We start from the raw sequence: 25,779 nt of genomic DNA, 5'->3' as shown, positions 1-25,779 counted from the left end.
TCCCTGCTATCTGACGAAGATTGGTCGTTTCAGCCATTTAAGGTCTGAAGACCGCTCAAGGTACAAGCTGAAACCCTATTAAACTCGTTGAACACTAAGCTCAATATGAGTTCCAGGGACGGTTACCGATAACGAGAGACTAGGCCCGCATCACATTCAAAAAGGCATGGGTTAAACAGGTATGGGTGATATGACAGTACCAATCAGTCCAAGAACGAACTTCATACTGGTCCAATCGGGTATCAACTGAAGCCGGAAAATCCTGGCTAGGTGGGGAATCAGAGGCCAGAAGCCAGTGAGGCCCCGATTCCTGACTCCTGACTCCTGAATACTATCCTTGGAAAAACGTCCCGCTTTGAGTTAGTACCCGGCAAGCTCGTTAGGGTCTTTCAGACTGCGTCTGACTAACATCTGACTAATAGTCGATGTGTCCAACCGTCCACGGTCGGTTCCCTCAAGGTCAGCACCGCCCAATCATAGGTCCGAGGTCCTTTCCTGCAATTGCCTGCACTCAGTCGTTGCCAATCGGTCGCTCCTAGGTAGGCCGTCGCCTCATTGGCCGGTGACGTCTTGCCGATGACAACTGGTTCGCGGCAAGCAATGCCCAAAACACAGGCTTGCATCTGGGCTGCCAAAGCCTGCCGTAACCCAGAGTTATTGTCGTACAGCGCATCGCCCGTGATCCACGCATTTTCCGGCCGTCCCACTATACTGACGTTGGCCCCCCACCGACTGGATTCCTTTATCTACAACTGCAGTAGAAGTGTTTTTTTGTCCCCCACCAATTTGTTTAGAGGGATCAGTATTTTTTTGCGCCTATCGGCATGGATTAATGCGTTTCTTGAATAACATCAGGGCTGTAGGTAGTAAAGCTAGCTTTTATGTGCCTGTATATACAAAAAGACCTGGGCTCACGGTGAAGATTGATTAGCTGTCTTTATTCAATAACGATTCACTAACGATTGCTTAGATGCTGACTGTCCTGACAAATGCTCTAATCAGCATTTTGATCCTTTGAGTGGGGAAGGTATGCTGCTGGCCCGCACCGATGGCAGTCCAGTCGGTACTTACAACGGTTGCACCAGCGTCCTATGACCGCGCGGAGCGCTGGTTTATTTTTGGGAACCCAGGGTTTGAGCCCATTCATACCCAGCTAACTATGGAGTCGTTGACGGGGAACTGTCTGACCGCCGCGTCTGGATGAAGCACCCCACTGGGTTTAGGGGGTGGAAGATGGCCCAGGCCGCTTGGCATCCGGCAGATGTGGCCCAGTCTACGCTGCCAGTTAAGCGGTAGCCTGGGTGGGTGACGGGCGTCGCCTGGCTGGGCCCGCTGATGGTGACCCTGGAGGTGGCGGTGATGTTTTATGGTCGATCGGTGGCTAAAAAGATTAAATTCGGGGGGAAGCTTTTAGGTCGTGGAGCCGAGGGGGCAGAGACTGAGGAGAATGCCGTTACACCAATGCCAATTTTTAGCTGTTGCTCGGGCCGTTGAACAGTTTTGAATTGTGATTTGTCAATTTTGAGTTGAGCACATTTCTCTTTTCTGTTGATTGCTGCCGTTAATTGTGATCTTTCGTCGCTAAAATACGCCCATGAAACTTCTCAAATTTGCCATTGGGTTATGTCTCGGGTTATTGCTGATTGCTATACCCATCAGTCAGTTTCAACCCTCCACCCTCGACGGACTGGAAACCATGGCGGTGCAGCAGGGGGGGCGTGAAAAGCCTTTGGATACGGTCGCCCAGGAGACTGTTGCGAAGATCTATGGGGCCACCATCTACCGCCATGATGGGGTGGAGGCAAGTGCCCTGGAGGCGTTCATGTCCCTATGGCTCAACAATCGTAACTGGAGTGAAGAGCCTTTTGTGTTGGTGAGCTCTCGGCCCTTGAAAGAGTTGGCGGGGTTAGAGGTGGAGGAAAAGCATTTTGCCTTGGCCACGCTGATGAAAAACCAACCCCTGGGGGAAATAGTCCGCTCAGCCCATCGCAAGCAAGCGGATGATGAGGATTTAACCCGAGACGAACGGGAGGCCCTAGCCCTTGAGGAGCGACTACAGCTGATGCTGGGCATGGTGGATGACGATGCGATCGCAATTGTCCCCCACCCCACGGACATCAAAGGCAAGTGGGTGGGCATCAACGCAGCCCAAAACCTTTATGCCCCCGAGGAAATCGCCCCCCTGCTGGCCAACTTTGCCAGCCTCAAGCAGACCATGCTGTCGGGCACAGACCATCTGCCCATGTTGGCCCCCATGGCCCAATCCCTGCGGGACAGTTTGGCCGCCCTGAGTCCGGCGGTCTATCCCAGCGCTAGCGTCATGGGCCAGGAAGTATTTTTTAACCACTTCCACCCCTTTGCCAAGGCGTGGAAACTGTATGGCATCGCCTTTGTGCTCATGCTCATCGCCCTATGGGTGCAGCCCTTTAATCTCTATTGGACCGCCATTGGCACATTTGTGGCGGGGGTGGCCGTCCAAAGCTATGGCTTTTGGTCACGGATAAAAATTACCGGTCGTCCCCCGGTGACCAACATGTACGAATCCGTGGTGTGGGTGGGCTTTGGCATTGCCGCCCTCGCTCTGCTGTTTGAGCTGAGCCAACGGGCCAAATATTATTTACTGGCGGCGGCCCCCCTCGCCATGGCCTGTTTAATTTTGGCCGATAGCCTACCGGCGGTGTTGGACCCCAGCATTTCACCCCTGGTGCCGGTGCTGCGGGATAACTTTTGGCTCAGCATCCACGTGCCTACCATTGCCCTCAGCTACGCTAGCTTTGCCCTAGCCATGGGGCTGGGCCATGTGGCCCTGGGTAGCTATTTGTTCACCCCCCAGGCCAAGGATCGCCTCAAACTGCTTTCCCAGCTCAACTACCGTGTGCTCCAGGTGGGGGTGCTGCTGCTGACCGCTGGCATTATCTTCGGCGGCCTTTGGGCTCACTTCTCCTGGGGCCGATTCTGGGATTGGGACCCGAAGGAAACCTGGGCTTTGATTGCCCTACTGTGCTATCTGATTCCGCTCCACGGTCGTTTAGTGGGTTGGATTGGTAATTTTGGCATTAGCGTCGCCAGTGTTGTTTCCTTTAATGCGGTGCTGATGGCTTGGTACGGGGTTAACTTTGTCCTCGGCACAGGGTTACACAGCTACGGCTTTGGCACGGGCGGTTCTGAGCTGATGATTGCCACAGTAGTTGGGTTAGACTTACTCTTTGTGTTGGCCACCACTGTGCGACATCAGGGATGGTTGGGGTTGGGGTTGACCGAGTTGGAGACCAAAGCCGAGACTAGCCCTGGCGTCACCTCCCATTCATCGGGTCATTAGTCCGGTTGATTCGTCTGTTAATCAGTCTGTTAATGAATCTATGTCAGGTCTATTAGATCACTAAAATCACTTCACTAGAGAGGAATCTGATGATGAACCGTCGTGAATTTGGCAATTTGGTTGGTCTAGGGATGATCGCCACATCGCTGCCGGTTGCGATCGCAGCCTGCACCCCCAAAGAAACCGCATCTGAACCTCCAGCTGCAGCCCCCGACGCCGCCGTAAAAATCGACTCCACCCCTAGGGCCGATGGGTTTGCCGCCCTAGGCACCGTAGCCGATTTGGATGCCGACGGTTACCTCAGCCAAAAAGACTTCATTGCCGGACCAGTGATTGTTATTCGTGATCCCGCCAATGCCGATGGCCTGATCGCCCTCAACTCCGTGTGCAACCACCAGGGCTGCGATGTGGCATGGAAAAACGACGCCTTTGTCTGTCCCTGCCATGGCTCAAAATTTAATATCGATGGCAGTCTTGCCAACGGCCCCGCCACGGCACCCTTAGCCCCCTACGAAGTCATGATCGATGGGGATTTAGTATTAGTGAAAACGACCTAGGACATAAGCATGGGCGCGGTCATAAATTACTTTCATGAATTACTTTCATGAATTACTTTTTTGAGCTTTTCTGAAGCAAGGCCAGTAACGTGTCCCCAGAATGCGTCCCTAAAACGCGTCCCTCGAACACCTCTCTAGTAATATGGGCCTGACCTTGCTTCTCATGTTGTTTTGAAGACTATTGCGCCCACCATTGCCCCTTGGTTCCATAACTACGGTCTGCGGGCCACCCCTAAAAACCAGCGTCTTTGGTTAACCGCCAGCTTAGTCATGGCGGTTATTTACGGCATCCTATTCTGGCGTGTCGCCTTTGCCGGTCCTTACACCATTCCAGACGATGGCCGCCAACATTTATTTTGGATGCTGCGCTATGTAGATCCCAGTCTGTTTCCCGGCGATATCATCGCAGACTATTTTCAATCAGTGGCTCCGGCGGGTTATAAAGCCCTGTATTGGCTCGGTGCCCAGGTGGGACTACATCCCTTTTTGCTGAGCAAACTGTTACCACCGCTTTTGGGCGTTGTCGGTACCGCCTATTGCTTTCACCTGGCCATGGCCATTATCCCGGCCCCCCTGGTGGCCTTCACCAGCACCGTCATCCTCAACCAGTCCCTATGGATGTGGGATGAATTAGCCTCCGCCACCCCCAAGGCTTTCAACATTCTCCTGATCCTGGCTTTTTTGCACTATGTGGTGCGCCAGAGATTACTGCTCGCTGCCTTGGTGTTGGGATTGCAAGGGTTGTTTTATCCCCAGACAGTTTTTATCTCTGTGGTACTGCTGGGGGTACGGGCAATGTGGCCCCACCGTCAACGCCATGCTTGGCGATTCCTCGGATTGGGGTTGATCGTTGCCACGATTGTTCTTCTGCCCTACGCCCTAGATACATCCCCCTATGGCCCAGTGGTGACCCTGGAGCAGGCTAAGGCCATGGCAGAATTTCAACCCGGTAGTCGCAATGCTTTTTTCTACGACGATCCTCTGCGTTACTGGTTATTTGCCGCTCGCAGTGGTTTGCTGCCCCCCGTGGTGCCGGTCACCATCTGCGTCGCCCTGTTTTTGCCCCTCCTCTGTCACCCACGTCTACGGCAGCGGCTACCGTTATTGCAAACCATCACCGCCGATGGTGCTGTTCTCCATCAGCTGGGTATCGCCTCGGGCATCATGTTTCTGGCCGCCCATGGGCTGTTGTTTCGGTTGCATTTACCCAGTCGCTATAGTCGTCACAGCCTGAAAATTATTGTTGCGATCGCAGCCGCCCTAGTCCTCGTCACCCTCCTAGACTCAGCCCTCCGCCGCTTGGGCCGTAACCACCTGTGGCAGCAGGGGCTGGCCCTGGCCCTAGTCGCCGGATTTGCCACCGTTACCGTGGGCTATCCCTGTCTACTCAATAGTTTTCTGAATGTGGTGTATGTCAACTCCAGCCACACTGTCCTCTACCAGTACCTGCAACAGCAACCCCACGATATTCGCATTGCCTCCTTGGCCAAGGAAGCCGAGAATATTCCCCCATTTACGGGTCGCTCAGTTTTGGTCAGTCCAGGCCATAGTGTGGCCTATCACCAGGGCTACTACGCCCAAATTCGACCGCGAATTTTAGACCTGATGGCCGCCCAATACAGTCCCGCCCTGGCCCAGCTTAAATCCGTCATCACCACCTACGACATTGACTTCTGGCTCCTAGACGAGCATTCATTTAATCTAGAAACCCTACCCGAACAGTGGTTCAAACAGTTTGAGCCAGAACTAACAACAGCCATGGAACAACTACAACAACAGCCTCCAGCCCTCCAGCGGCTCCAACCAACCTGTACTGTTGTGAATGATCAGGGAAAAACTCTCATCTCAGCAGCCTGTATGCTAGAGGCGCAGGAGTAAGCTGCCTGGCCGGGCCTAACCCGTAATCCTGCCCGTGAGGGGAGAGCTAGCACTAGCATAAGCTTTCACCGGAATCCGCCCCGCCATATAGGCCAATCGTCCCGCCTCCGTTGCCAGCCCCATGGCTCGGCCCATTTTTACCGGGTCTTGGGCTTGTGCGATCGCAGTATTAATCAACAGCGCATCCGCCCCCAGTTCCATCGATTCCGCCGCTTCACTGGGGCTACCAATCCCCGCATCCACCACCACCGGAATTTTTGCATTCTCCACAATGATCTGAATATTCGCCGCATTGCGCACCCCCTGCCCCGAACCAATGGGGGAGCCCAGGGGCATCACCGTGGCGCAGCCCGCATCCTCCAGATGCTTCGCCAAAATCGGGTCCGCATTCACATAGGGCAGCACGGCAAAGCCTTCTTTAACCAGTTGTTCTGCCGCTTTCAGGGTGCCAATGGGATCGGGCAACAAATATTTAGCATCGGGAATCACTTCTAGTTTCACAAAGTTGTTGTCCTCTTGCCCCAACAACTTCGCCATCTCCCGCCCCAGCCGAGCCACCCGAATCGCCTCATCCGCTGTGGTACACCCCGCCGTATTGGGCAGCATCCAAATCTTGGTCCAGTCAATCGCCTGGGCCAGTCCCTCATGGCCGGGGGCATTGGTCTGCACCCGCCGCACCGCCACCGTCACAATTTGGCTGCCGCTAGCCGCCAAGCTGGCCCGCATGGTGTCAAAGTTGTCGAATTTGCCAGTGCCCGTCATTAAACGAGACGAAAAAGAACGGCCTGCAATGATCAAGCAATCGTCATTAGTGGTAGCTATGGTCGGTGCAGAGAGAGTTTGCATAGGATTAGGAAAAACAATGGAGGGCGTCGAAGCATTGTGAATTGGCAATTGGGGCGTCGGGGTGGTCGGGGTGGTCGGAGGGTGGGCACAGCCCACCTGATCCTGGGGGGAATTCATAAACCGCTCCCAATGAAACCCATTTAACAGCACATCCTGTTTACCTTGGATCGAATCAGCAATCAGCTTCGCCGTAATCGGTGTCAACAGAATACCGTTGCGATGATGTCCCGTTGCCAGGGTTAGATTATCGCACTGACCCGGCCCTAAAATAGGCGCGTCATCGGGGGTGGCCGGACGATACCCCCACCAACATTCCTGCAATGGGAAATTAGCCAACGGCGGATAGAGTTGAGTCGCCCGATGGAGCAAATGGGCCACCCCGGCAGCGGTATTGTGGGGGGCAAATCCCACGTCCTCGTCCGTGGCCCCCAGGACAATCCGGCCATCTTGGCGCGGCACGATATAGATGTGCTCGCCATAGAGGACGCGATGGAGGCCATAGGGAGAATTCGGGGGAGTGATCAGGGCCGCTAGCTGACCTTTGCGGGGTTTGACAGGCACCGGCAACAACTCGCTGGACCAGGCCCCCGCCGCTAGCACATAGTGGCCCGCCTGCTGCTGTCCATGGGAGGTGAGCACCCCGCTGATGTGATAGTTGTTTTGCAAAAAAGCATCGGCCCTCACCCCGTCTTGGATCTCCACCCCCATTGTTTGGGCGGCCATGCGAAGGGCTTTGAGCAGGGCGCGGTTGTCAACTTGCCCCTCTTCGGGATACCAGTATCCGCCGGTCACATCGGCACTGAGGTGAGGTTGATAGGTGCGCATGGCAACCAGGCTCAGCCGCTGGGCTGGTGGCTGGTCTGGGGAGGGGATGTCCCCCTGGGGGGAGGAGGGTGCGGAGGGTGCAGACAGCAAGGGCTTGAGGATACCGCAGGGCCAATAGCCACTCCCTTCCCCGGTCAACTCTTCCAGCTTGCGGCTCCAGTCGGGATATAGGGCCAGACTCCGTTGAGCCAGGGTGAATAAGGGGCCGGTTAACCCTTCGGCCCTGGGGGCCAACATGCCTGCTGCCGCATGGCCAGCGGCGGCATTAAAATCACGGCTGAGTACGGTAACGGTAGCACCTTGGTGGCGGAGTTCGGTTGCGATCGCAAGCCCCACTATACCGCCCCCAATTACCAGTACATCTGCCTGCCCCATAGATTGCTATTCACCACCCTGTAAAAATCCCAAAATCCACCGTTCCTAATCGTTTGCTACCACAGTGCCCGAATGGGTGCCGGGGCCGGAGTGGCTGCCGGAGTCGGAGTGGCCGCCGGAGTCGGAGTGGCCGCCGGAGCCGGAGTGGCCGGGGTGGCGGGGGGTTGGGCCACAGGCTGAGTGGGTGCTTCAACCACCTGACCATCCGTATCATCCGTTGTGGTAGTCGCCCCAAAGTTGGGCGTAGTACCGATGGTCTGCCGTTGGGGGATGGTTCCCGCCTTTTCTAAGGGAGTCTTAGCACTCACATCCACAAAAGGGTCATTCTGAACACCCTGACCGTTTTGAGAATTGAGCGCTACCACTGAGTTGGCATTGCCACTGGTAGATGTGGTTTGACCAGAATTACTTTGGCTAGAGATGCCCTCGGTGTTGTCCACGCGAGATATCACCCGATTAGAGGCACTGGTGCCATAGATTGCTATTAGGGAAATCGCCGCCAGAATCCCCCCTAAGACGAACTTATTCATAAATCTATCTTCTCCTCGCTACCAAAGACTTGTATCATCGCCCAATTCTTCGAAAGTTAGCACGCTACACGCAGTAACAGCGTTATTAACTCTAACAACTTTGTCCCAATTTGCCCTGAAAAATTGTCCTAAAAACCTTCAGGTGTGTTCACCGCCCCCTCTGTCCTGGCCCATCCCTGAGCGGACTAAGGCATCGTCATGTCTCCCATGACCTACGTTTGACAGGCTAGTCGTCACCACCGTGCTGGGATGGCCGACGGCGATTGCCCCTAATCGTCATGAACTGTGACTGTTGGCACAAAAGTTAAGAGTTCCAAACTTAAGCGTACTTTCGTTTGCGATTAGGTGTATATAACTTACCTAGGTGGTTTGATGGAACTACGGGGACACAAACCGCGTCTGAGGCTGCTCCCAAGTTGAAACTCCAGGTTTCTCCTAGGGCAAAACTTCCCTCATGGACGCGGACAGAGTTTAGATCTGATAGATCTGACCTGGAAACGGAAATTATTAGACAGTAACCACCGGAGGTTTTTGGTCGCGTAGTTCAGGATGGTCATTTTTTCGAACCACTTTGAACATCGGCCCAATCGGTCTAGACCACAATCGGTCCAGTCCACTTCAGATAGCTTCAACCACAATTTAGTATTTCCAACGGGTAGCATCTTTCCCTAATGGGTAGCATCTTTCCCTTTATAAGATTAACTTCGCGTCCTATCCCTGCAACTGCGTTCCCTGCTGCCATGCCTTTTCCTACCCAGCTTTGGATTTACGACACCACCCTGCGAGATGGTGCCCAGCGAGAGGGTTTGTCCCTTTCCGTTGAGGACAAGCTCAATATTGCCCGACGTTTAGACGATTTAGGTATTCCTTTCATTGAAGGGGGATGGCCAGGGGCTAACCCCAAGGATGGACAGTTCTTTGCCCAGCTCCAGCAGCAACCCCTCAAGCAGGCTGAAGTGGTAGCATTCTGTTCTACTCGTCGCCCCCACTGTCCGGCGGCAGAGGATGTCACCTTGGCCGCTGCCCTGGCAGCTAGAACTAATTGGGTCACCCTGTTTGGGAAATCCTGGGACCTCCATGTGACGGAGAGTCTCAAAACGGATCTGAATGAAAATCTGTCGATGATTTACGACTCCATTGCCTATCTCAAACAGCAGGGGCGACGGGTGATCTACGATGCTGAACATTGGTTCGATGGCTATTTGAACAATCCGGCCTATGCCGTACAGACCTTAGAAGCTGCTATCCGGGCTGGGGCGGAATGGCTGGTGCTGTGCGACACCAACGGCGGCATGTTGCCCCACCAAATTAGTGATATTGTGCGCACCGTGAACCAGTGGCTGGCCACCTTAAATCTGGAAAACCCACCCCAATTAGGCATTCACACCCACAATGATGGGGAGTTGGCGGTGGCCAATGGTCTGACGGCTGTCCTGGAAGGGGCCATCATGGTCCAGGGCACCATCAATGGCTATGGTGAACGCTGTGGCAATGCCAACCTCTGCTCTCTGGTGCCCAATTTGCAGCTGAAACTGGGCTACGACTGTTTACCCACGGAAAAGCTGGCCATACTGGCGGAAACGAGCCGCTATGTCAGCGAAGTGGTGAATTTGGCCCCCGATGACCATGCCCCCTATGTCGGCCTGTCAGCCTTTGCCCACAAGGGAGGTATCCATGTCAGTGCCGTGGAGAAAAACCCCAAAACCTATGAGCACATCGTGCCCGAGGCGGTGGGGAATATGCGCCGCATTGTGATTTCGGACCAGTCGGGCTTGAGCAACATTATGGCCAAGGCTCGCAGCTTTGGTCTCGATCTGGAGCGCAGTAATCCCGCCTCCCGGCAGCTGTTGCAGCGGCTGAAGTACCTGGAAGACGAGGGTTATCAGTTTGAAGCGGCGGAGGCCAGTTTTGAATTACTGATGCGGGAGGCGCTGGGACAACGCCCCATCATGTTTGATGTACAAGGGTTTCAGGTCCATTGTGAACGCAGGCCCTATGCGGCGATCGAGGTGAACCAATCCCTCGATAGTCCCGCCGGTAACTTCTCTTTGGCCACGGTAAAGGTGGCGGTAGAGGGTAAAAATTTGCTCCATTCAGCGGAGGGAAATGGTCCCGTAGAAGCGCTTGACCAGGCTCTGCGTAAAGCGTTAGAGCGTTTTTATCCTGAAGTAGAACGGTTTTATCTGACGGACTATAAAGTGCGGATTCTAGATAGCGCCTCCGGCACCGCTGCCAAAACCCGTGTGCTGGTGGAATTTAGTGATGGCGAACGGCGGTGGACCACCGTGGGCCTATCGTCCAACATCCTAGAGGCGTCCTATCAGGCGGTGGTGGAAGGTTTAGAATATGGTCTCCTAAAGCTGCGATCGCAAGTAAAGGCTAAGCTAGTAGCGTGTCAGCATTGACCCTACTCACCCTTTACTCCATCCTTTCCCATGCACAACTGGACCTGGCAACCCTGGCAGGGTAAGTCCTACTTAACCTGCGATCTAATTCCCCAGCCCCACGGTTTTTTTACCTCTGCCTTTGACCCCCAGCTGCCGGAAGATTTAACCCCGGCCCTCAGACCAGGGGCTGAAGTCTTGCGGACAAAACAGGTCCATGGCAATATCGTGCTCTCCCCAGCGGATATTCGCGCTGGCACTAAGTCCTTGGTGGCCAGTGGTGCGGCCACCCCTTCCACCAATCAGGTGCAGTATCCCCATGGCGATGGGTGCTTTAGTACCCAAGCCGGTCAGGCCACCTGGGTTTGCACCGCCGACTGCACCCCCGCCCTAATTGCCGATGTGCGCACGGGGCAGGTGGCGGCGGCCCACGCTGGCTGGCGCGGCACCGCTGAAAAAATTGTGCCGGTTGCGATCGCACAGCTCCAAGCCCAAGGCTCCCAGCTAAAGGATCTACGGGTTCTACTGGGACCTGCGATCGCGGGTGACGTATACCAAGTCGGTGAAGACGTCGCCGCCACCATTGGCCAAAGTGTTGTCAACGACAATCAACAGTTTGCCAATCCCACCGACATCATCCCGCATCTCCTCAATCAGGAGCATCCCCCCCTGCTCCCCGATTCTCAACCCGGCCATGTCCGCCTAGATGTCCGCCGCATTAACCACATCCAGCTACAACAGCTAGGTCTCTCCCCATCCCAAATCGCCATCGCCCCCCATTGCACCTACCAAGAACCCGAACGATTTTTCTCCTATCGTCGTACCCACCTAAAACAAATTCAGTGGTCCGGCATTGTTAGTGTTTAAACCAAACTACCTAGGGACTCGCAGCTAAACAAAACACCACCGATGGGGATTCCCCCTTTACCCCTACCGTGTACACACATCTCGGACTAACGTTCAAAGTCCCCCTTTCCAAGGGGGATTTAGGGGGATCTAGCCACTTGCATGGACACCGTAGCCCCCTAAAGCTCAAAATCCTGCATCGATCCCCCCAGCCCCCTTAAAAAGGGGGAGAATCAGACCACAGCGCCAGCCCTTCAACATAACCGACAGTCAAAGTCCCCCTTTCCAAGGGGGATTTAGGGGGATCTAGCCACATTTTTAATAAAAAAATCTTATTTAATGAAAACCTTAAATAAGATTTTTTTATTAAAAATGTGTTTATTTGCCGAAAAATAGAGTGGGTTCAGAGTTTTTCACCCGGCGAAAACTAGCCCCATTAAACCCTTTAGTCCTTGCTAAAAAAGGGTTTTACGATTAAGTCCCTACAGTTTCCCAGCGCAGATCACCTGTCCATAGGCCAAATGGCTTAGCCGTTGGCCAAACTATTTGGTCAGCATCACCTTGGTGATTCTACATAAAAAGTACACAGATTTAACCGGGCAAGCTTGGGAGACACAAAACAAACATCTTTTATCAAGAGCATACTTTTTATCTCCAAAGGCTAAGGAATCTGAACATTTCAGAGACCAATTCCACTAAACGTACTCATTCTAGAAACTGTTGCCATAGCCTTTGCAAGCTTGGGGCGCTACCGATTAAGTCATCTACAAAAAACAGTCTTCACAGCATCAAAAACGACGCTGAGGTTAAATCTTGGCTGCTTTTCTCTTGCGTGTCAGCTGCTAACCCATGGGGGCCATCAATCCCCAGCCTATTCAAAAAAACCATCACCTTGTCCTGTAGAAGGTTTCCTTTATGCTGTCCATCCCATCTGGAAGTTCCCATCACAACACTGCGGCAGTCGCAAAAGTGCTCCTGGCAACAAGTATCCTCATCCCCCTGTCTCCCGGGTTAACCTTGGCCTCAGAACCGCCAAAAGAGTTAGACTCAGTCACCGAACCGATTGCCACGCCAGACCTTGCACCCCCAGCAACAGCCCCTACGCTATGGGCCCAGACCCTGCCCGCCGCTCCCCCGGCCATCAGTCAGCCAGCAGCGTCCCCCAGCGTCCGCTTTAGTCAGCAGACTGTCCAGTCCGAACCGGCCCCGGCAGATATGGCCCCGGCAGATATGGCCCCGGCAGATATGGCCCCGGCCGAACCGGTCCAAACATCTCCGGCCCCCAGCCTCAGCGCTGCTGACCTATTAGAGGTGCCCTCCCGCTTTGGCGTCAACGCCAGCACCGCCACCAATGGCTTTGGCGAAACCATCGGCGTCCATGGTTTTATCCCCCTCGACCAGGCCATCAGCGAAGACTTGAATCAGCTAGACGTCACCTTCCTCGAAGGGGATCTGCAGGTCAATGACGGCGACCCTAGCTTTAGCCTTAACCTGGGCCACCGGGGCTACCGCCGCGATGCAGCAGATCCCGACAATGAAGGATACATCCGGGGCGGCTATGTGGGCGTCGATGGGCGCTTCACCGACAACAGTAACTTTTTCCAGCTCGCCACGGGCTACGAACACATCAACGACGACTGGGAATTTCGCATCAACGGCTATCTCCCGATCGGCGAGCGCACTAACACCATCCAAAGTGTCGACTTCGACACCGGTTTGGTCACCAACAGCGGCTTCGAGGCCAATAAGCTCGTCCTATCCGCCATCCGCGAACGGCAGCGCATCCTGCAACAGGAAGATGCCCTTGGGGGCTTTGACGCCGAAGTTGGCATCAAACTCGACGACTGGGACGGCGGTGAACTGATGGGCTATGCCGGGGGCTACCTGCTCTCTGGTGAAGAAAGCAGCCTTGGGGGCCAACTGCGCATTGCCGCCAATTTTGAATCCAATTTCAATGCCGGTCTCTCCCTGCAACACGACGGCTTATTTGGCACCACCGTCGCCCTGTCTGTCAGCGCCACCTGGCCCGAATTCCGTTTCCAAGATAACGAAGAAGCAGAGTTTGCAGACGAATACGAAGTTCCCATTCGTCTGCGTGACTCCATCGCCCGTCGGCACAATGTGGCGGTCAACACCATCAACGAATCGGAAATCATCTACGAAGAACAGATCGAACCGCTGCGGAACCCCGAAGAAGAAGAAGACTATCGCTTTATCCATGTGGATCTCGCCGCTGGCGGCGGTGACGGCACCTACGAAGCCCCCTTTGGCACCGTAGCCGATGCCATTGCCCTGATCAACAGCGATGCCACCACCTACAGTGACGGCAACACCATTGTCTATGTCGATGGCGAAGCGGCCCCCGCCACCACCATTCCCGGCTTTACCATTCCCGAGCGGGTGCGGGTACTGTCCCAAGGTCCCGAACAAATTATTGCGGGCATGGAGTTTCCCGGCTTCCCATCCACCGCAACCCGGCTACCCTTCTCGTCCACCCAAAACTTTAATGTGTCCGCCGATGACCCCAATGCCAACGGCATTACGGTTTCCCTGCCCGACTCCAATGACGGTGTCTTCCCGCTGATTACCGGCGGTGCCCTTGACCTGGTCACCCTGGGGGAACGGACTGTCCTAGCCGGTTTCCAAATCGATGCCGCCGCCCAGCATGGTGTGACAGGGAACGACATTGACAATGTGGAACTGCGCAACAACCTAATTACCAACTCCGGCGGCAGTGGCATCTTCCTGAATGATGTCGGCGGCAGCGCCATCCTATTTGACAACGTGATCAACAATTCCGCCGACCGAGGCATCTTTGTCGAAAACACCGCCACCGACCGGCCGCTCCAGGTGACCATTGCCGGGTTTGACCTAGACAATAACCAGGTGGGTATAGACTTTTCCACCATTGCCACCGCCGGAGCCGAGGTCCCCAGTCAGATTATTGCAGTTGGCCCCAGTACGACGGCTAATACCAGTGTCGGCACCCCCGGTGGCACCCCCCTCACCAACAGTATTCTCAACAGTACCGCCGAGGGACTAGTGCTGCGGGCCGAGGGCGATGCCTTGACCGGTGCCAGTACCCAGCAGCTATCGGTGGTAGATACCACCATCGACATGAGTGGGGCTGACGGGTTGCAGATTATCGCCGATGTGGGTGTGCACCAACAGGAATTCACCTTTGACTCCGGATTTATCACCAACAGCGGTGGCAATGGTATCACCATCGTTAATGGCGATACGGCCATCAACGGCAGCGTCACTGCGGCCACCCCCGATGGAGCGTCTCCCCAGGAGATTGTCATCCTCAACAGTGAGATTGCCAACAATGCCTTGGATGGCATTAACATTACCCTGCTCGATGCCGGTGCCCAGGAACTGGTGATTCAGGGCAACCAAATCATCAATAACGGTGGCGATGGCATTGACTCTATTGCCCAGACGGCCAGCGTCCAGGAATGGCGCACGGATGGTGACTTGGGTATTAGTGGCAACACCATTACAGGTAATGGCGGTCAGGCGATTACGATTGATCTAGAAAACGTGGCGGTCATGCCCATTCTGGGCATTGGCGACAATACGATTTCGGGCAATGGGGCAACACCTGACATTGAAATCAATACCCTAGATACCTTACCCGCTGGTACGGTCAATGCCTGTTTAGTCTTTGGTGATAATGGGGCTGTGGCTGTTCAAATTACGGCCCCTGACCCCATCTTGAACACCGGCATTCCATCGGTGTTGGTGCAGGATTTACCCACCCTGATTGCCGATGCCAACTATACGTTCTTGGTGGAGAATTTCCTCCTGGGTACTCTGTCTCCAGGTACAGCAGCCTATGGCAATGAGACGGGTAGCTGTATTCAGTAGGACTACCCACAGCAGAAGAGATCCTGCGTTTTGCTATGTATACCTTCTGTCGTACTTTTCCTGTTGCTTATAGGCCCATCCATAATGTCTCAGGAAATTTCCTGAGACATTATGGATGGCCAGGGGCTGGCTCATATCCAAGTGATTTCAGGGTTAGGGAAAATAGCGGTTATCGTTTGATGACAAGATTGTTATGGTTGTGTATGTTTGGAGGCTAATCTAAATCATGGTCAGTTTCTAATGCCCATAGCTCAGTAGATTCGATCAATAAATACAGTACTGAGTCTTAGTCGATGCATCCACCGCTTTGTCCATGTTCCAAATATCTGCACTGATTTGTTAGGATCGGTTAATTTTCAACTAAATGCCTTTGGCATTCCTCCTTTTTCTTATGCCTTGCGCATGCCCGGAGGAAGTTAGGGGGGATCTTCCTCATTCATCGGTTTGGCCGATCCCCCGCCCCCCTCCCTTACAAAGGGGGAAGCCAGAAAATACATTCAGTTATTGATTAACAGCTTCTCATTAAAGCCCATTGCCACCCCATTCTGTTGGGGGTGGCGCTTGCATTCCACTTTTTCTATTTACTTCATTTATCATCAACAAAACCCATGACTAACCAGGCTTTCGGAACAACTTCTCTTGTTTTTATCGATGCAGGCGTTGAAGCCCCACAGCAGCTGTTAGCTGGGCTCCAACCCGGAGTGCAAGCCCATATTTTGGCTGCGGACCAAGATGGCATCCGACAAATTACAGATATCCTCTTATCCCTCTCCTCCCAGGAGAGGACCGAGGTGAGGTTACACATTGTTGCCCATGCTATTCCTGGTAGCATTTACCTTGGCAATATCCCTCTCTCCCTAGACACCCTCGACCGCTATGCTAACGATCTCCACTGTTGGTTTTCGGAGCAGGGGAACAGTCACCCCATCACCCCATCACCCCATCACCCCAACTCTACAAAAAGGGCAAAGCCCTACACCCCATCATCATCAATCTCCCTCTACGCCTGCAACCTAGCCACTGGAGATGCTGGCGAAGAATTTATCACGAAGCTCCACAGCCTTACCGGCGCGACAATCCACGCCTCCTCCTCCAAAGTTGGTAACGCAGCCCTCGGCGGCAACTGGTCCCTAGACACCTCCTACCCCCTCTCCTGGGAGGAGAGGGCCGGGGTGAGGCTCCCCTTCTCCCTCACCGCCCTCGCCGCCTACCCTGCAATCCTCCCCGACACCGACAGCGATGGCCTCGACGACGACAACGACAATGACGACGACAACGACGGCATCCTCGATACCGATGAAGGCTTCGCAGGGGGAGGAGGATCTGGCGGTGGTAGCGGCTTTGCTACTGGGACCTGGTCCGGAGACAGCTACGCCACTGGCACAGGGACAATCAAAGTCGCATTATACGACAGTTTAGGAGATGACGGGATCGCTGCCGGGATCCTGGGAGCCAACGGTTTCGATGCCCAAGCTAACATTGACGTCACCCATATCCCCAAGGCGACTTGGGCCACAATGACAGCGGCTGATTTTCAGCAATATGACCTTCTATGGATAGGTGCAGATAACTTCGGAGGAGTCAATAATAATGACTTTAGTCAGGCCGTTGCATCTCGACCAGTGTGGGAAGCGGTCATCGATCCAAATCGCCTGATCGTTGCAGGTGGAGACTACGACTTCCACTACAATGTCAATCAAAATAGAGACTTGGTGCACAACACCTTAGCTTACGCAGGGGCTGGTGATAACGGTCCAGGATTGCTTTTACATCAAGGTGCCTATGCGACCAATGGCTCTGATTGGTTCCCTCTTTTAGGCGGTTCATTTTCTGGACTCTCTACTGTATCCTCCACTGTACAAGGCGATCCTGATGTTGTTAATACAACACACTTCTTCAATTCAACCTATGGATACACACCGACCTCTTACCAATGGTCCTACTCCATCCATGGAGGCCTTCAAGTTACACCTGGTTCAGCGGTAGAGCAATACAATCTGCAGACACTCATGTCGCTATCGGGAACACCCGGCTTCATGATGAGTGATCCTAACTTTCTTCCCACATTTACTACGGATACCGATAACGATGGGGTCCCTGATTATTTAGATTTAGACTCTGACAACGACGGCATCAGCGATCTTCTCGAAGCTCTTCTTGCCGGTACCGACATCAGCACCCTCGACAGCGATGGCGATGGCCGATACGATCTGGCCGGCATTGATCTTGATGCCAATGGCATCGACGACAACTTTGATGCTAATGGTGTCGCCAATACTGCCAGCGGTGGTGTCGACCCCACCAACACCGATAGTGACGCCATCGACGACTTTCTCGATCTTGATTCCGACAATGACGGCATCCCCGATATTGTTGAAGCCCAGCCCACCACGGGCTATATCGGCTCTGTCGATGGCGATGTCACTGACCAGGATCTCGACGGTGACGGTGTTATTGATCTCTTCGACACCAACGATGGCCCCACAGGGACCTTTGGCGGCACCTTCATCGCCCCCGTCAATACTGATACGGCCCTTAACAACAACGCTGATGCCAATCGAGACTTCCGTGACACCGACAGCGATGGCAACGGTGTTGATGACACTACCGAAAGTGGTCTCACTCTCAGCAATACCTCCACCAATGGCATCGACGATGCGCTTAGTGCCACTTACGCCGACCCCGATGGCACGATTAACGATCCCACAACAGCCCTGGCCAATGAAGTCGGCGATACCACCGAAGTTGCCTATCGAGAACTGCCCGATTTCGATGAAGATGGGGTGCCTGATGTTGCTGACCTCGACGACGACAACGACGGCACCCTCGACACGGATGAAGTGCCTGCTGACCCCAACACCGACAGCGATGGCGACGGCGTTCTAGACTACCTAGATCCCGATGCCCCCGGCTTTACCGACACCAATGCTGATGGCGTCGACGATGCCTACGACACCGACCTAGACGGCACCCCCGACCACCAGGACATCGACGCCGACAACGACGGCATCACCGACCTGATTGAAAGCGGTCAAGACCCGGCGGTGGTCGACACCGACAATGACGGCACCCTAGACGAGATGGATGACCCCGTCACCGGTGACACCGACAATGACGGTCTTGCCGATAGTGTCGATGGTGTCGATAGCGGTAGCGGTGTGGGTGAAGTTACCTCCGGCACCCCCGTTGTTCCTGTCAACAGCGACAGCGACACTCTCGCCGACTTCCAAGACATCGACGCCGATGACGACGGCATCACCGATATTGTTGAAGGTCAGCCCACGGGCTCCTACGTGGCTCCCAGCGGCACCGATACCGATGGCGATGGTCTCGACGATGCCTTTGATGCCGACGATGGCGGCACCCCCATCACGCCCGAGAACACCGACGGCATCGACGACCCCGACTATCTCGATACCGACAGTGATAACGACGGCTATCTGGATGTGGCCGAAAATGGTGACCCCGATGTGCTCACGGGCACCGATACCGATGGCGACGGCCTCGACGATGCCTTTGACGATGTCCCTGGCCCTGACCCGGCCGACGGCCTGACTGACCCGGCCACCGACCTACCCGACGAAGACGGCGATGTGGGCACTGGCGGTGATGTGGACTTCCGTGACCTGCTCGACAGCGACGGCGATGGCATCGGCGATGGCGTTGACCTCGATGACGACAACGACGGCATCCTCGATACCGATGAGGTTCCGGCAGACCCGAACACCGACACTGACGGCGACGGCGTCCTTGACTATCTCGACCCCGATGCCCCTGGCTTCACCGATGCCAATAGCGACGGTGTCGACGATGCCTATGACACCGATGGTGACGGCACCCCCGACCATATGGACATCGACGCCGACAATGACGGCATCACCGACCTGATTGAGAGCGGCCAAGACCCAGCCGTAGTGGACACCGACAACAACGGCAGCCTCGACGAAATGGATGACCCCGTTACCGGTGACACCGATGACGACGGTCTAGCCGATAGCGTCGACGGTGACAATGGCGGCACCCCCGTGGTGCCCGTCAACAGCGACACCGATAGTCTCGCCGACTTCCAGGACATCGACGCCGATGACGACGGCATCCCCGATATCGTCGAAGGTCAACCCACCGATACCTATATCGCCCCCAGCGGCATCGACACCGACGGTGATGGCCTCGACGACCTCTACGATGTGGACAATGGCGGCACGGCGGTTACCCCCGAAAACACCGACGGCATCGATGACCCCGACTATCTCGATACCGACACCGACAACGACGGTGTGCCCGATGTGGTGGAAAACGGCAACCCCGTCAACGCCCCCAGCGGCGTCGACACCGACGGCGATGGTCTCGACGATGCCTTTGAAGGCGCTACTCTCGATGATGTCGACATCAACGACGAAATCGATGCCCCCGCCACGGACCTCCCCGATGAAGACGGCGATGTCGGCACCGGTGGCGATGTGGACTACCGCGACATCCTCGACCATGACCAGGACGGCATTGCCGATGCCTTTGACCTGGATGACGACAACGACGGCATCCTTGACACCGATGAAGTGCCCGCCGACCCCAATGCCGATACCGACGGCGACGGCGTTGTGGACTATCTCGACCCCGATGCCCCCGGCTTCACCGATGCCAATAGTGATGGAGTGGACGATGCCTATGACACCGATGGTGACGGCACCCCCGACCATATGGACATCGACGCCGACAATGACGGCATCACCGACCTAATCGAGAGCGGTCAAGATCCAGCTGTGGTTGACACCGACAACAACGGCAGCCTCGACGAAATGGATGACCCCGTTACCGGTGACACCGATGACGACGGTCTGGCCGATAGCGTCGACGGTGACAATGGCGGCACCCCCGTGGTGCCCGTCAACAGCGACACCGATAGTCTGGCCGACTTCCAGGACATCGACGCCGATGACGACGGTATCCCCGATATCGTCGAAGGTCAACCCACCGATACCTATATCGCCCCCAGCGGCACCGACACCGATGGCGATGGCCTCGACGATGCCTTTGATGCCGACGATGGCGGCACCCCCATCACGCCCGAGAACACCGACGGCCTCGACGACCCCGACTACCTGGATACCGACAGTGATAACGACGGCTATCTGGATGTGGCCGAAAATGGTGACCCCGATGTCCTCACCGGCACCGACACCGATGGCGACGGCCTCGACGATGCCTTTGACGATGTCCCTGGCCCTGACCCGGCCGACGGCCTGACTGACCCGGCCACCGACCTCCCCGACGAAGACGGCGATGTGGGCACCGGCGGTGATGTGGACTTCCGTGACCTGCTCGACAGCGACGGTGACGGCATCGGCGATGGCGTTGACCTCGACGACGACAACGACGGCATCCTCGATACCGATGAGGTTCCGGCAGACCCGAACACCGACACTGACGGCGACGGCGTCCTTGACTATCTCGACCCCGATGCCCCTGGCTTCACCGATGCCAATAGCGACGGTGTCGACGATGCCTATGACACCGATGGTGACGGCACCCCCGACCATATGGACATCGACGCCGACAATGACGGCATCACCGACCTGATTGAGAGCGGCCAAGACCCAGCCGTAGTGGACACCGACAACAACGGCAGCCTCGACGAAATGGATGACCCCGTTACCGGTGACACCGATGACGACGGTCTAGCCGATAGCGTCGACGGTGACAATGGCGGCACCCCCGTGGTGCCCGTCAACAGCGACACCGATAGTCTCGCCGACTTCCAGGACATCGACGCCGATGACGACGGCATCCCCGATATCGTCGAAGGTCAACCCACCGATACCTATATCGCCCCCAGCGGCACCGACACCGATGGCGATGGCCTCGACGATGCCTTTGATGCCGACGATGGCGGCACCGCCATTACGCCGGAGAACACCGACGGCCTCGACGACCCCGACTACCTGGATACCGACAGTGATAACGACGGCTATCTGGATGTGGCCGAAAATGGTGACCCCGATGTCCTCACTGGCACCGACACCGATGGCGACGGCCTCGACGATGCCTTTGACGATGTCCCTGGCCCTGACCCGGCCGATGGCCTGACCGACCCGGCCACCGACCTCCCCGACGAAGACGGCGATGTGGGCACTGGCGGTGATGTGGACTTCCGTGACCTGCTCGACAGCGACGGTGACGGCATCGGCGATGGCGTTGACCTCGACGACGACAACGACGGCATCCTCGACACCGATGAAGTGCCCGCCGACCCCAATACCGACACCGACGGCGACGGCGTCCTTGACTATCTCGACCCCGATGCCCCCGGCTTCACCGATGCCAATAGTGACGGTGTAGACGATGCCTATGACACCGACGGTGACGGCACCCCCGACCACATGGACATCGACGCCGACAACGACGGCATCACTGACCTGATTGAGAGCGGTCAAGACCCAGCCGTAGTGGACACCGACGGTGACGGCACCCTCGACGAAATGGATGACCCCGTTACCGGTGACCTGGACAACGACGGTCTGGCCGATAGTGTCGATGCCAGCGAAGGCGGTACGCCAGTCGTTCCCGTCAACAGCGACAGCGACCCACTGGCCGACTTCCAGGACATCGACGCCGATGATGACGGCATCCCCGATATCGTTGAAGCCCAAACCACGACAGGGTATGGGGTGCCCTCGGGTACCGACACCGATGGTGATGGTCTTGACGATGTCTTTGACCCCGACAATGGCGGCACGGCGGTCACCCCCGAGAACACCGACGGCATCGATGACCCCGACTACCTCGACAGTGACTCCGATAACGACGGGTTCCCTGACTTTGCTGAGAATGGCGACTCCGATGTGCCCACCGGTACCGATACCGATGGCGACGGTCTGGACGATGCCTTTGATGATGTCCCCGGCGCTGACCCCACCGATGGCGTCACTGACCCGGTCACTGACCTACCGGATGCCAACGGGGATGCCGCTAGCGGCGGTGATGTGGACTACCGCGACCTGCTCGATAGCGACGGCGATGGCATCGGCGATGGCGTTGACATTGACGATGACAACGATGGCATCCTCGATATCGACGAAGTGCCCACTGACCCGGCCACCGACACCGACGGCGATGACATTCCTGACTATCTAGACCCCGATGCCCCTGGCTTTAGCGATGTCAATGGCGACGGTGTGGACGATGCTTACGATACCGACCTCGATAGTATCCCCGACCATCTCGATTTAGATGCCGATGGCGATGGCATTCCTGACCTGGATGAGTCCGGGCTTAGCCCCACCGATATCGATGCCCTCGACACCGATAATGACGGCGTCATTGACCCCACGAATACCTTTGGCCCCAATGGTCTCGCCGATGATGTGGAAACCACACCGGAGTCTGGTGAGCCTGACTACGATGGCGACGGTGTTCTGGATGCACCAGTGGATACGGATAGTGATGGAGAGCCCGACTTCCAGGATCTCGATGCCGATGATGATGGCATTGACGATGTGATTGAAGCCGGTGGTACCGACGCTGATGAGGATGGCGTTGATGACAATACCGGTGGCCCCGATGCTGATGGCGATGGCATTCCCGATGCCCTCGACCCCGGCGATGCGGGGACGCCAATTCCCAACCCCGACAGTGATGGCGATGGCATCGAAGACTTCCGTGACCTGGATAGTGACAATGACGGCATCCTCGATACCGAAGAAGGCACCGATGACCTTGATGGCGATGGCATTCCCAACTACCTCGATCTCGATAGCGATGGCGATGGTCTGACGGACCTTGAGGAATCCGGTCTCAGTCCTGATGACATCGACGCCCTCGATACCGATGGCGATGGCGTTATTGACCCGACCGACATTAACCCTGGCAACACCTTTGGCCCCAACGGGTTGGCGGATCCGGTGGAAACCGCGCCTGAGTCGGGTGCGCCGGACTATGACGGCGATGGCACCCCCGATGCTCCCATGGACACCGATGGCGATGGCGTCGACGACTACAAAGACCTCGACACCGACAACGATGGCATCAACGATGTGATTGAAGCGGGCGGTACTGACACTGACGGCGATGGCCTGGATGACAATACCGGTACCCTCGACACCGATGGTGATGGTCTTCCCGATGCCCTCGACCCCAGCGACGGCGGCACCCCCATTGATAATCCTGACACCGATGGCGATGGCGTCAACGACTTCCGTGACCTCGACTCCGACGACGATGGCATCAACGATGTGCTCGAAGACGGCAATGAGGACCTCGATGGCGATGGCCTGGTGGATGGTCCCGACAGCGATGGCGATGGCATTGCCGATGTGGTGGACCCCAACGCTGGCTTTGGCGATGTGGGTGAAGAGCCCGGACCGGATACCGACGGCGATGGGGTGGTCGATGCCCTTGACCTCGACTCCGATGACGATGGCATCAACGATGTGATTGAAGGGGGCAATGAGGACACCGATGGTGATGGCCTGATTGATGGCCCTGACACGGACGGCGACGGCATCGCCGATGTGGTCGACCCCAATGCTGGCTTTGGTGACCAGGGCGATACCCCCGCACCCGATACCGATGGCGATGGGGTGACCGACAACCTCGACCTCGACTCCGACGACGATGGCATCAACGACGTGATTGAAGGGGGCAATGAGGACACCGATGGCGATGGCCTGATTGACGGCCCTGACTCTGATGGTGATGGCCTCAAAGATGAGGTGGACCCCAACGCTGGCTTCGGCGATGTGGGCGATGAGCCTGCCCCCGATACCGATGGCGATGGGGTGGCCGACAACCTCGACCTGGATGCCGACAACGATGGCATCAACGATGTAATTGAAGGGGGCAATGAGGACACCGATGGCGACGGTCTGATTGACGGCACCGATACCGATGGCGACGGCCTGAAAGATGAGGTGGACCCCAACAATGGCTTTGGTGATGTCGGCGATGAGCCTGCCCCCGATACCGATGGTGATGGGGTGGCTGATAACCTCGACCTCGACTCTGACGACGATGGCATCAACGATGTGCTCGAAGGCGGTAACGAGGACACCGATGGCAATGGCCTGGTGGATGGCCCTGACACCGATGGCGATGGCATTGCCGATGTGGTCGACCCGGCCCCTGATACCTTTGGCGACCAGGGTGACACCGCTCCACCCGATACCGATGGCGATGGGGTGGTCAATAATCTTGACCTCGACTCCGACAACGATGGCATCAACGATGTGCTCGAAGGCGGCAGCCCCGATACCAATGGCGATGGCCTGGTGGATGGCCCTGACACCGATGGCGATGGCATCAAGGATTCGGTGGACCCGGCCCCTGATTCCTTTGGGGATGATGGTGCACCCGAGGCTCCAGATCTTGACAGTGACGATACGCCTAACTACCTTGACCTCGACACCGATGGTGATGGCATTTTCGATGTCGTTGAAGGCGGTAACGGTGATCTGGATGCCGATGATGATGGCATGGTTGACGGTGTCGATACCGACGGTGACGGCGTTATCGATGCGGTTGACCCCGCCGATGGCTTTGGCGATGATGGTGATCCAACGGCCCTGGATACCAACGGTGACGGTATACCTGACTACCTGCAAGCGGGCAACAGCAACCCTGACAATGGTTCAGGGACCGGGGGTGATGATGTGATTACGGGCGGTGACGGTGACGACATCATCAATGGTCTCAGTGACGACGATACCCTCGATGGTGGAGCCGGTGACGACATCGTTAACGGCGGTAGTGACCTGGACATCGTGGTCGGGGGTGTGGGTAACGACATCCTCAATGCCGGTAGCGATGGCGATGAGATTGACGCGGGCGATGGGGACGATATTGTCAACGCGGGTAGCGGTGATGATGTGGCCTATGGCATGGCGGGCAAGGACCTAATCAACGGCGGTAGTGGTGATGACCTACTCTACGGCGGATTGGGGGATGACTTGCTCTCTGGCGGCAGTGATAATGACAGCCTCTATGGGAACGAAGGCAGCGATATCCTGCGGGGTGGCAGTGGCGATGACATCCTGGTGGGTGGCGCGGCTAACGATCTACTGTTTGGTGGCCAGGGTCGAGATACCTTCCGCTATGAGGGGGTGAATGAGTTTGGAGACATCGTCTTCGACTTTGAGATTGTGCGCGATCGCATCGACCTCAGCACCGTCTTCAACGGCAATGCCGTCTTGGGTAGTAACGTCATGGCCCAACAAGTCGGTAACCATACCGCGATTATGGCCAACCCCGGCACGGGCATGGAGCAGGTAGCCCTATTGATGAATGTCAATGCCGTCACCATTGACGACAGCAACTTCATCTTCTAAAGGAGCTTCTAAAGGAGCTTCCCATGGGCA

12 protein-coding genes are annotated in these 25,779 nt (G+C 56.1%); 9 read left to right on the top strand and 3 right to left on the bottom strand.

What is annotated here, in order from left to right; translation table 11 throughout:
* Window positions 1-404 precede the first annotated feature (404 nt).
* On the bottom strand, window positions 405-707 hold the full coding sequence (locus VB741_RS26485; RefSeq protein WP_442786401.1) for a hypothetical protein: 303 nt from the start codon (window positions 705-707) through the stop codon (window positions 405-407).
* 341 nt (window positions 708-1,048) lie between these two features.
* Between VB741_RS26485 and VB741_RS19745 the strand changes: the two genes are divergently transcribed.
* The 5 genes from VB741_RS19745 (at window position 1,049) to VB741_RS19725 (ending at window position 5,754) form a co-directional block, all read left to right on the top strand.
* Window positions 1,049-1,204 (top strand): hypothetical protein, encoded by a 156-nt coding sequence (locus VB741_RS19745; RefSeq protein ID WP_323366918.1) that lies wholly within the window; start codon window positions 1,049-1,051, stop codon window positions 1,202-1,204.
* A gap of 131 nt (window positions 1,205-1,335) precedes the next feature.
* Window positions 1,336-1,494 (top strand): hypothetical protein, encoded by a 159-nt coding sequence (locus VB741_RS19740; protein ID WP_323366917.1) that lies wholly within the window; start codon window positions 1,336-1,338, stop codon window positions 1,492-1,494.
* A 100-nt stretch (window positions 1,495-1,594) separates the two neighbouring features.
* On the top strand, window positions 1,595-3,319 hold the full coding sequence (locus tag VB741_RS19735) for a cytochrome c biogenesis protein (protein ID WP_323366916.1): 1,725 nt from the start codon (window positions 1,595-1,597) through the stop codon (window positions 3,317-3,319).
* Window positions 3,320-3,408: 89 nt separating this feature from the next.
* Entirely contained in the window at window positions 3,409-3,876 is a 468-nt protein-coding gene (locus VB741_RS19730) for a QcrA and Rieske domain-containing protein (protein ID WP_323366915.1), read from the top strand.
* A gap of 171 nt (window positions 3,877-4,047) precedes the next feature.
* The gene (locus VB741_RS19725; protein ID WP_323366914.1) at window positions 4,048-5,754 is read left to right on the top strand and encodes a hypothetical protein; all 1,707 of its coding nucleotides are present in this window, start codon (window positions 4,048-4,050) and stop codon (window positions 5,752-5,754) included.
* A gap of 15 nt (window positions 5,755-5,769) precedes the next feature.
* On the opposite strand, the gene thiO is transcribed toward VB741_RS19725, so the two are convergent.
* Both thiO and VB741_RS19715 read right to left on the bottom strand, forming a co-directional pair.
* Entirely contained in the window at window positions 5,770-7,800 is a 2,031-nt protein-coding gene (gene thiO, locus VB741_RS19720) for a glycine oxidase ThiO (protein ID WP_323366913.1), read from the bottom strand.
* A gap of 56 nt (window positions 7,801-7,856) precedes the next feature.
* Entirely contained in the window at window positions 7,857-8,330 is a 474-nt protein-coding gene (locus tag VB741_RS19715) for a hypothetical protein (protein ID WP_323366912.1), read from the bottom strand.
* A gap of 740 nt (window positions 8,331-9,070) precedes the next feature.
* Here VB741_RS19715 and cimA point away from each other — a divergent pair.
* The 4 genes from cimA to VB741_RS19695 all read left to right on the top strand — a co-directional run bounded on the left by cimA (window position 9,071) and on the right by VB741_RS19695 (window position 25,749).
* A complete protein-coding gene (cimA, locus tag VB741_RS19710; RefSeq protein ID WP_323366911.1) occupies window positions 9,071-10,735 on the top strand; it encodes a citramalate synthase in 1,665 nt (554 codons plus the stop codon).
* Between the two features lie 30 nt (window positions 10,736-10,765).
* A complete protein-coding gene (gene pgeF, locus VB741_RS19705) occupies window positions 10,766-11,581 on the top strand; it encodes a peptidoglycan editing factor PgeF (RefSeq protein ID WP_323366910.1) in 816 nt (271 codons plus the stop codon).
* Between the two features lie 894 nt (window positions 11,582-12,475).
* A complete protein-coding gene (locus VB741_RS19700; protein ID WP_323366909.1) occupies window positions 12,476-15,430 on the top strand; it encodes a right-handed parallel beta-helix repeat-containing protein in 2,955 nt (984 codons plus the stop codon).
* Between the two features lie 608 nt (window positions 15,431-16,038).
* Complete coding sequence (locus tag VB741_RS19695; RefSeq protein WP_323366908.1) at window positions 16,039-25,749, top strand: DUF4347 domain-containing protein; 9,711 nt, start codon at window positions 16,039-16,041, stop codon at window positions 25,747-25,749.
* Window positions 25,750-25,779: the final 30 nt, after the last annotated feature.

The organism is Leptothoe sp. PORK10 BA2, assembly GCF_034932105.1.
Taxonomy (GTDB): domain Bacteria; phylum Cyanobacteriota; class Cyanobacteriia; order Phormidesmidales; family Phormidesmidaceae; genus Leptothoe.
Note: the sequence above shows the minus strand (reverse complement) of the source record. Positions and strands in the feature narration are given on the sequence as shown.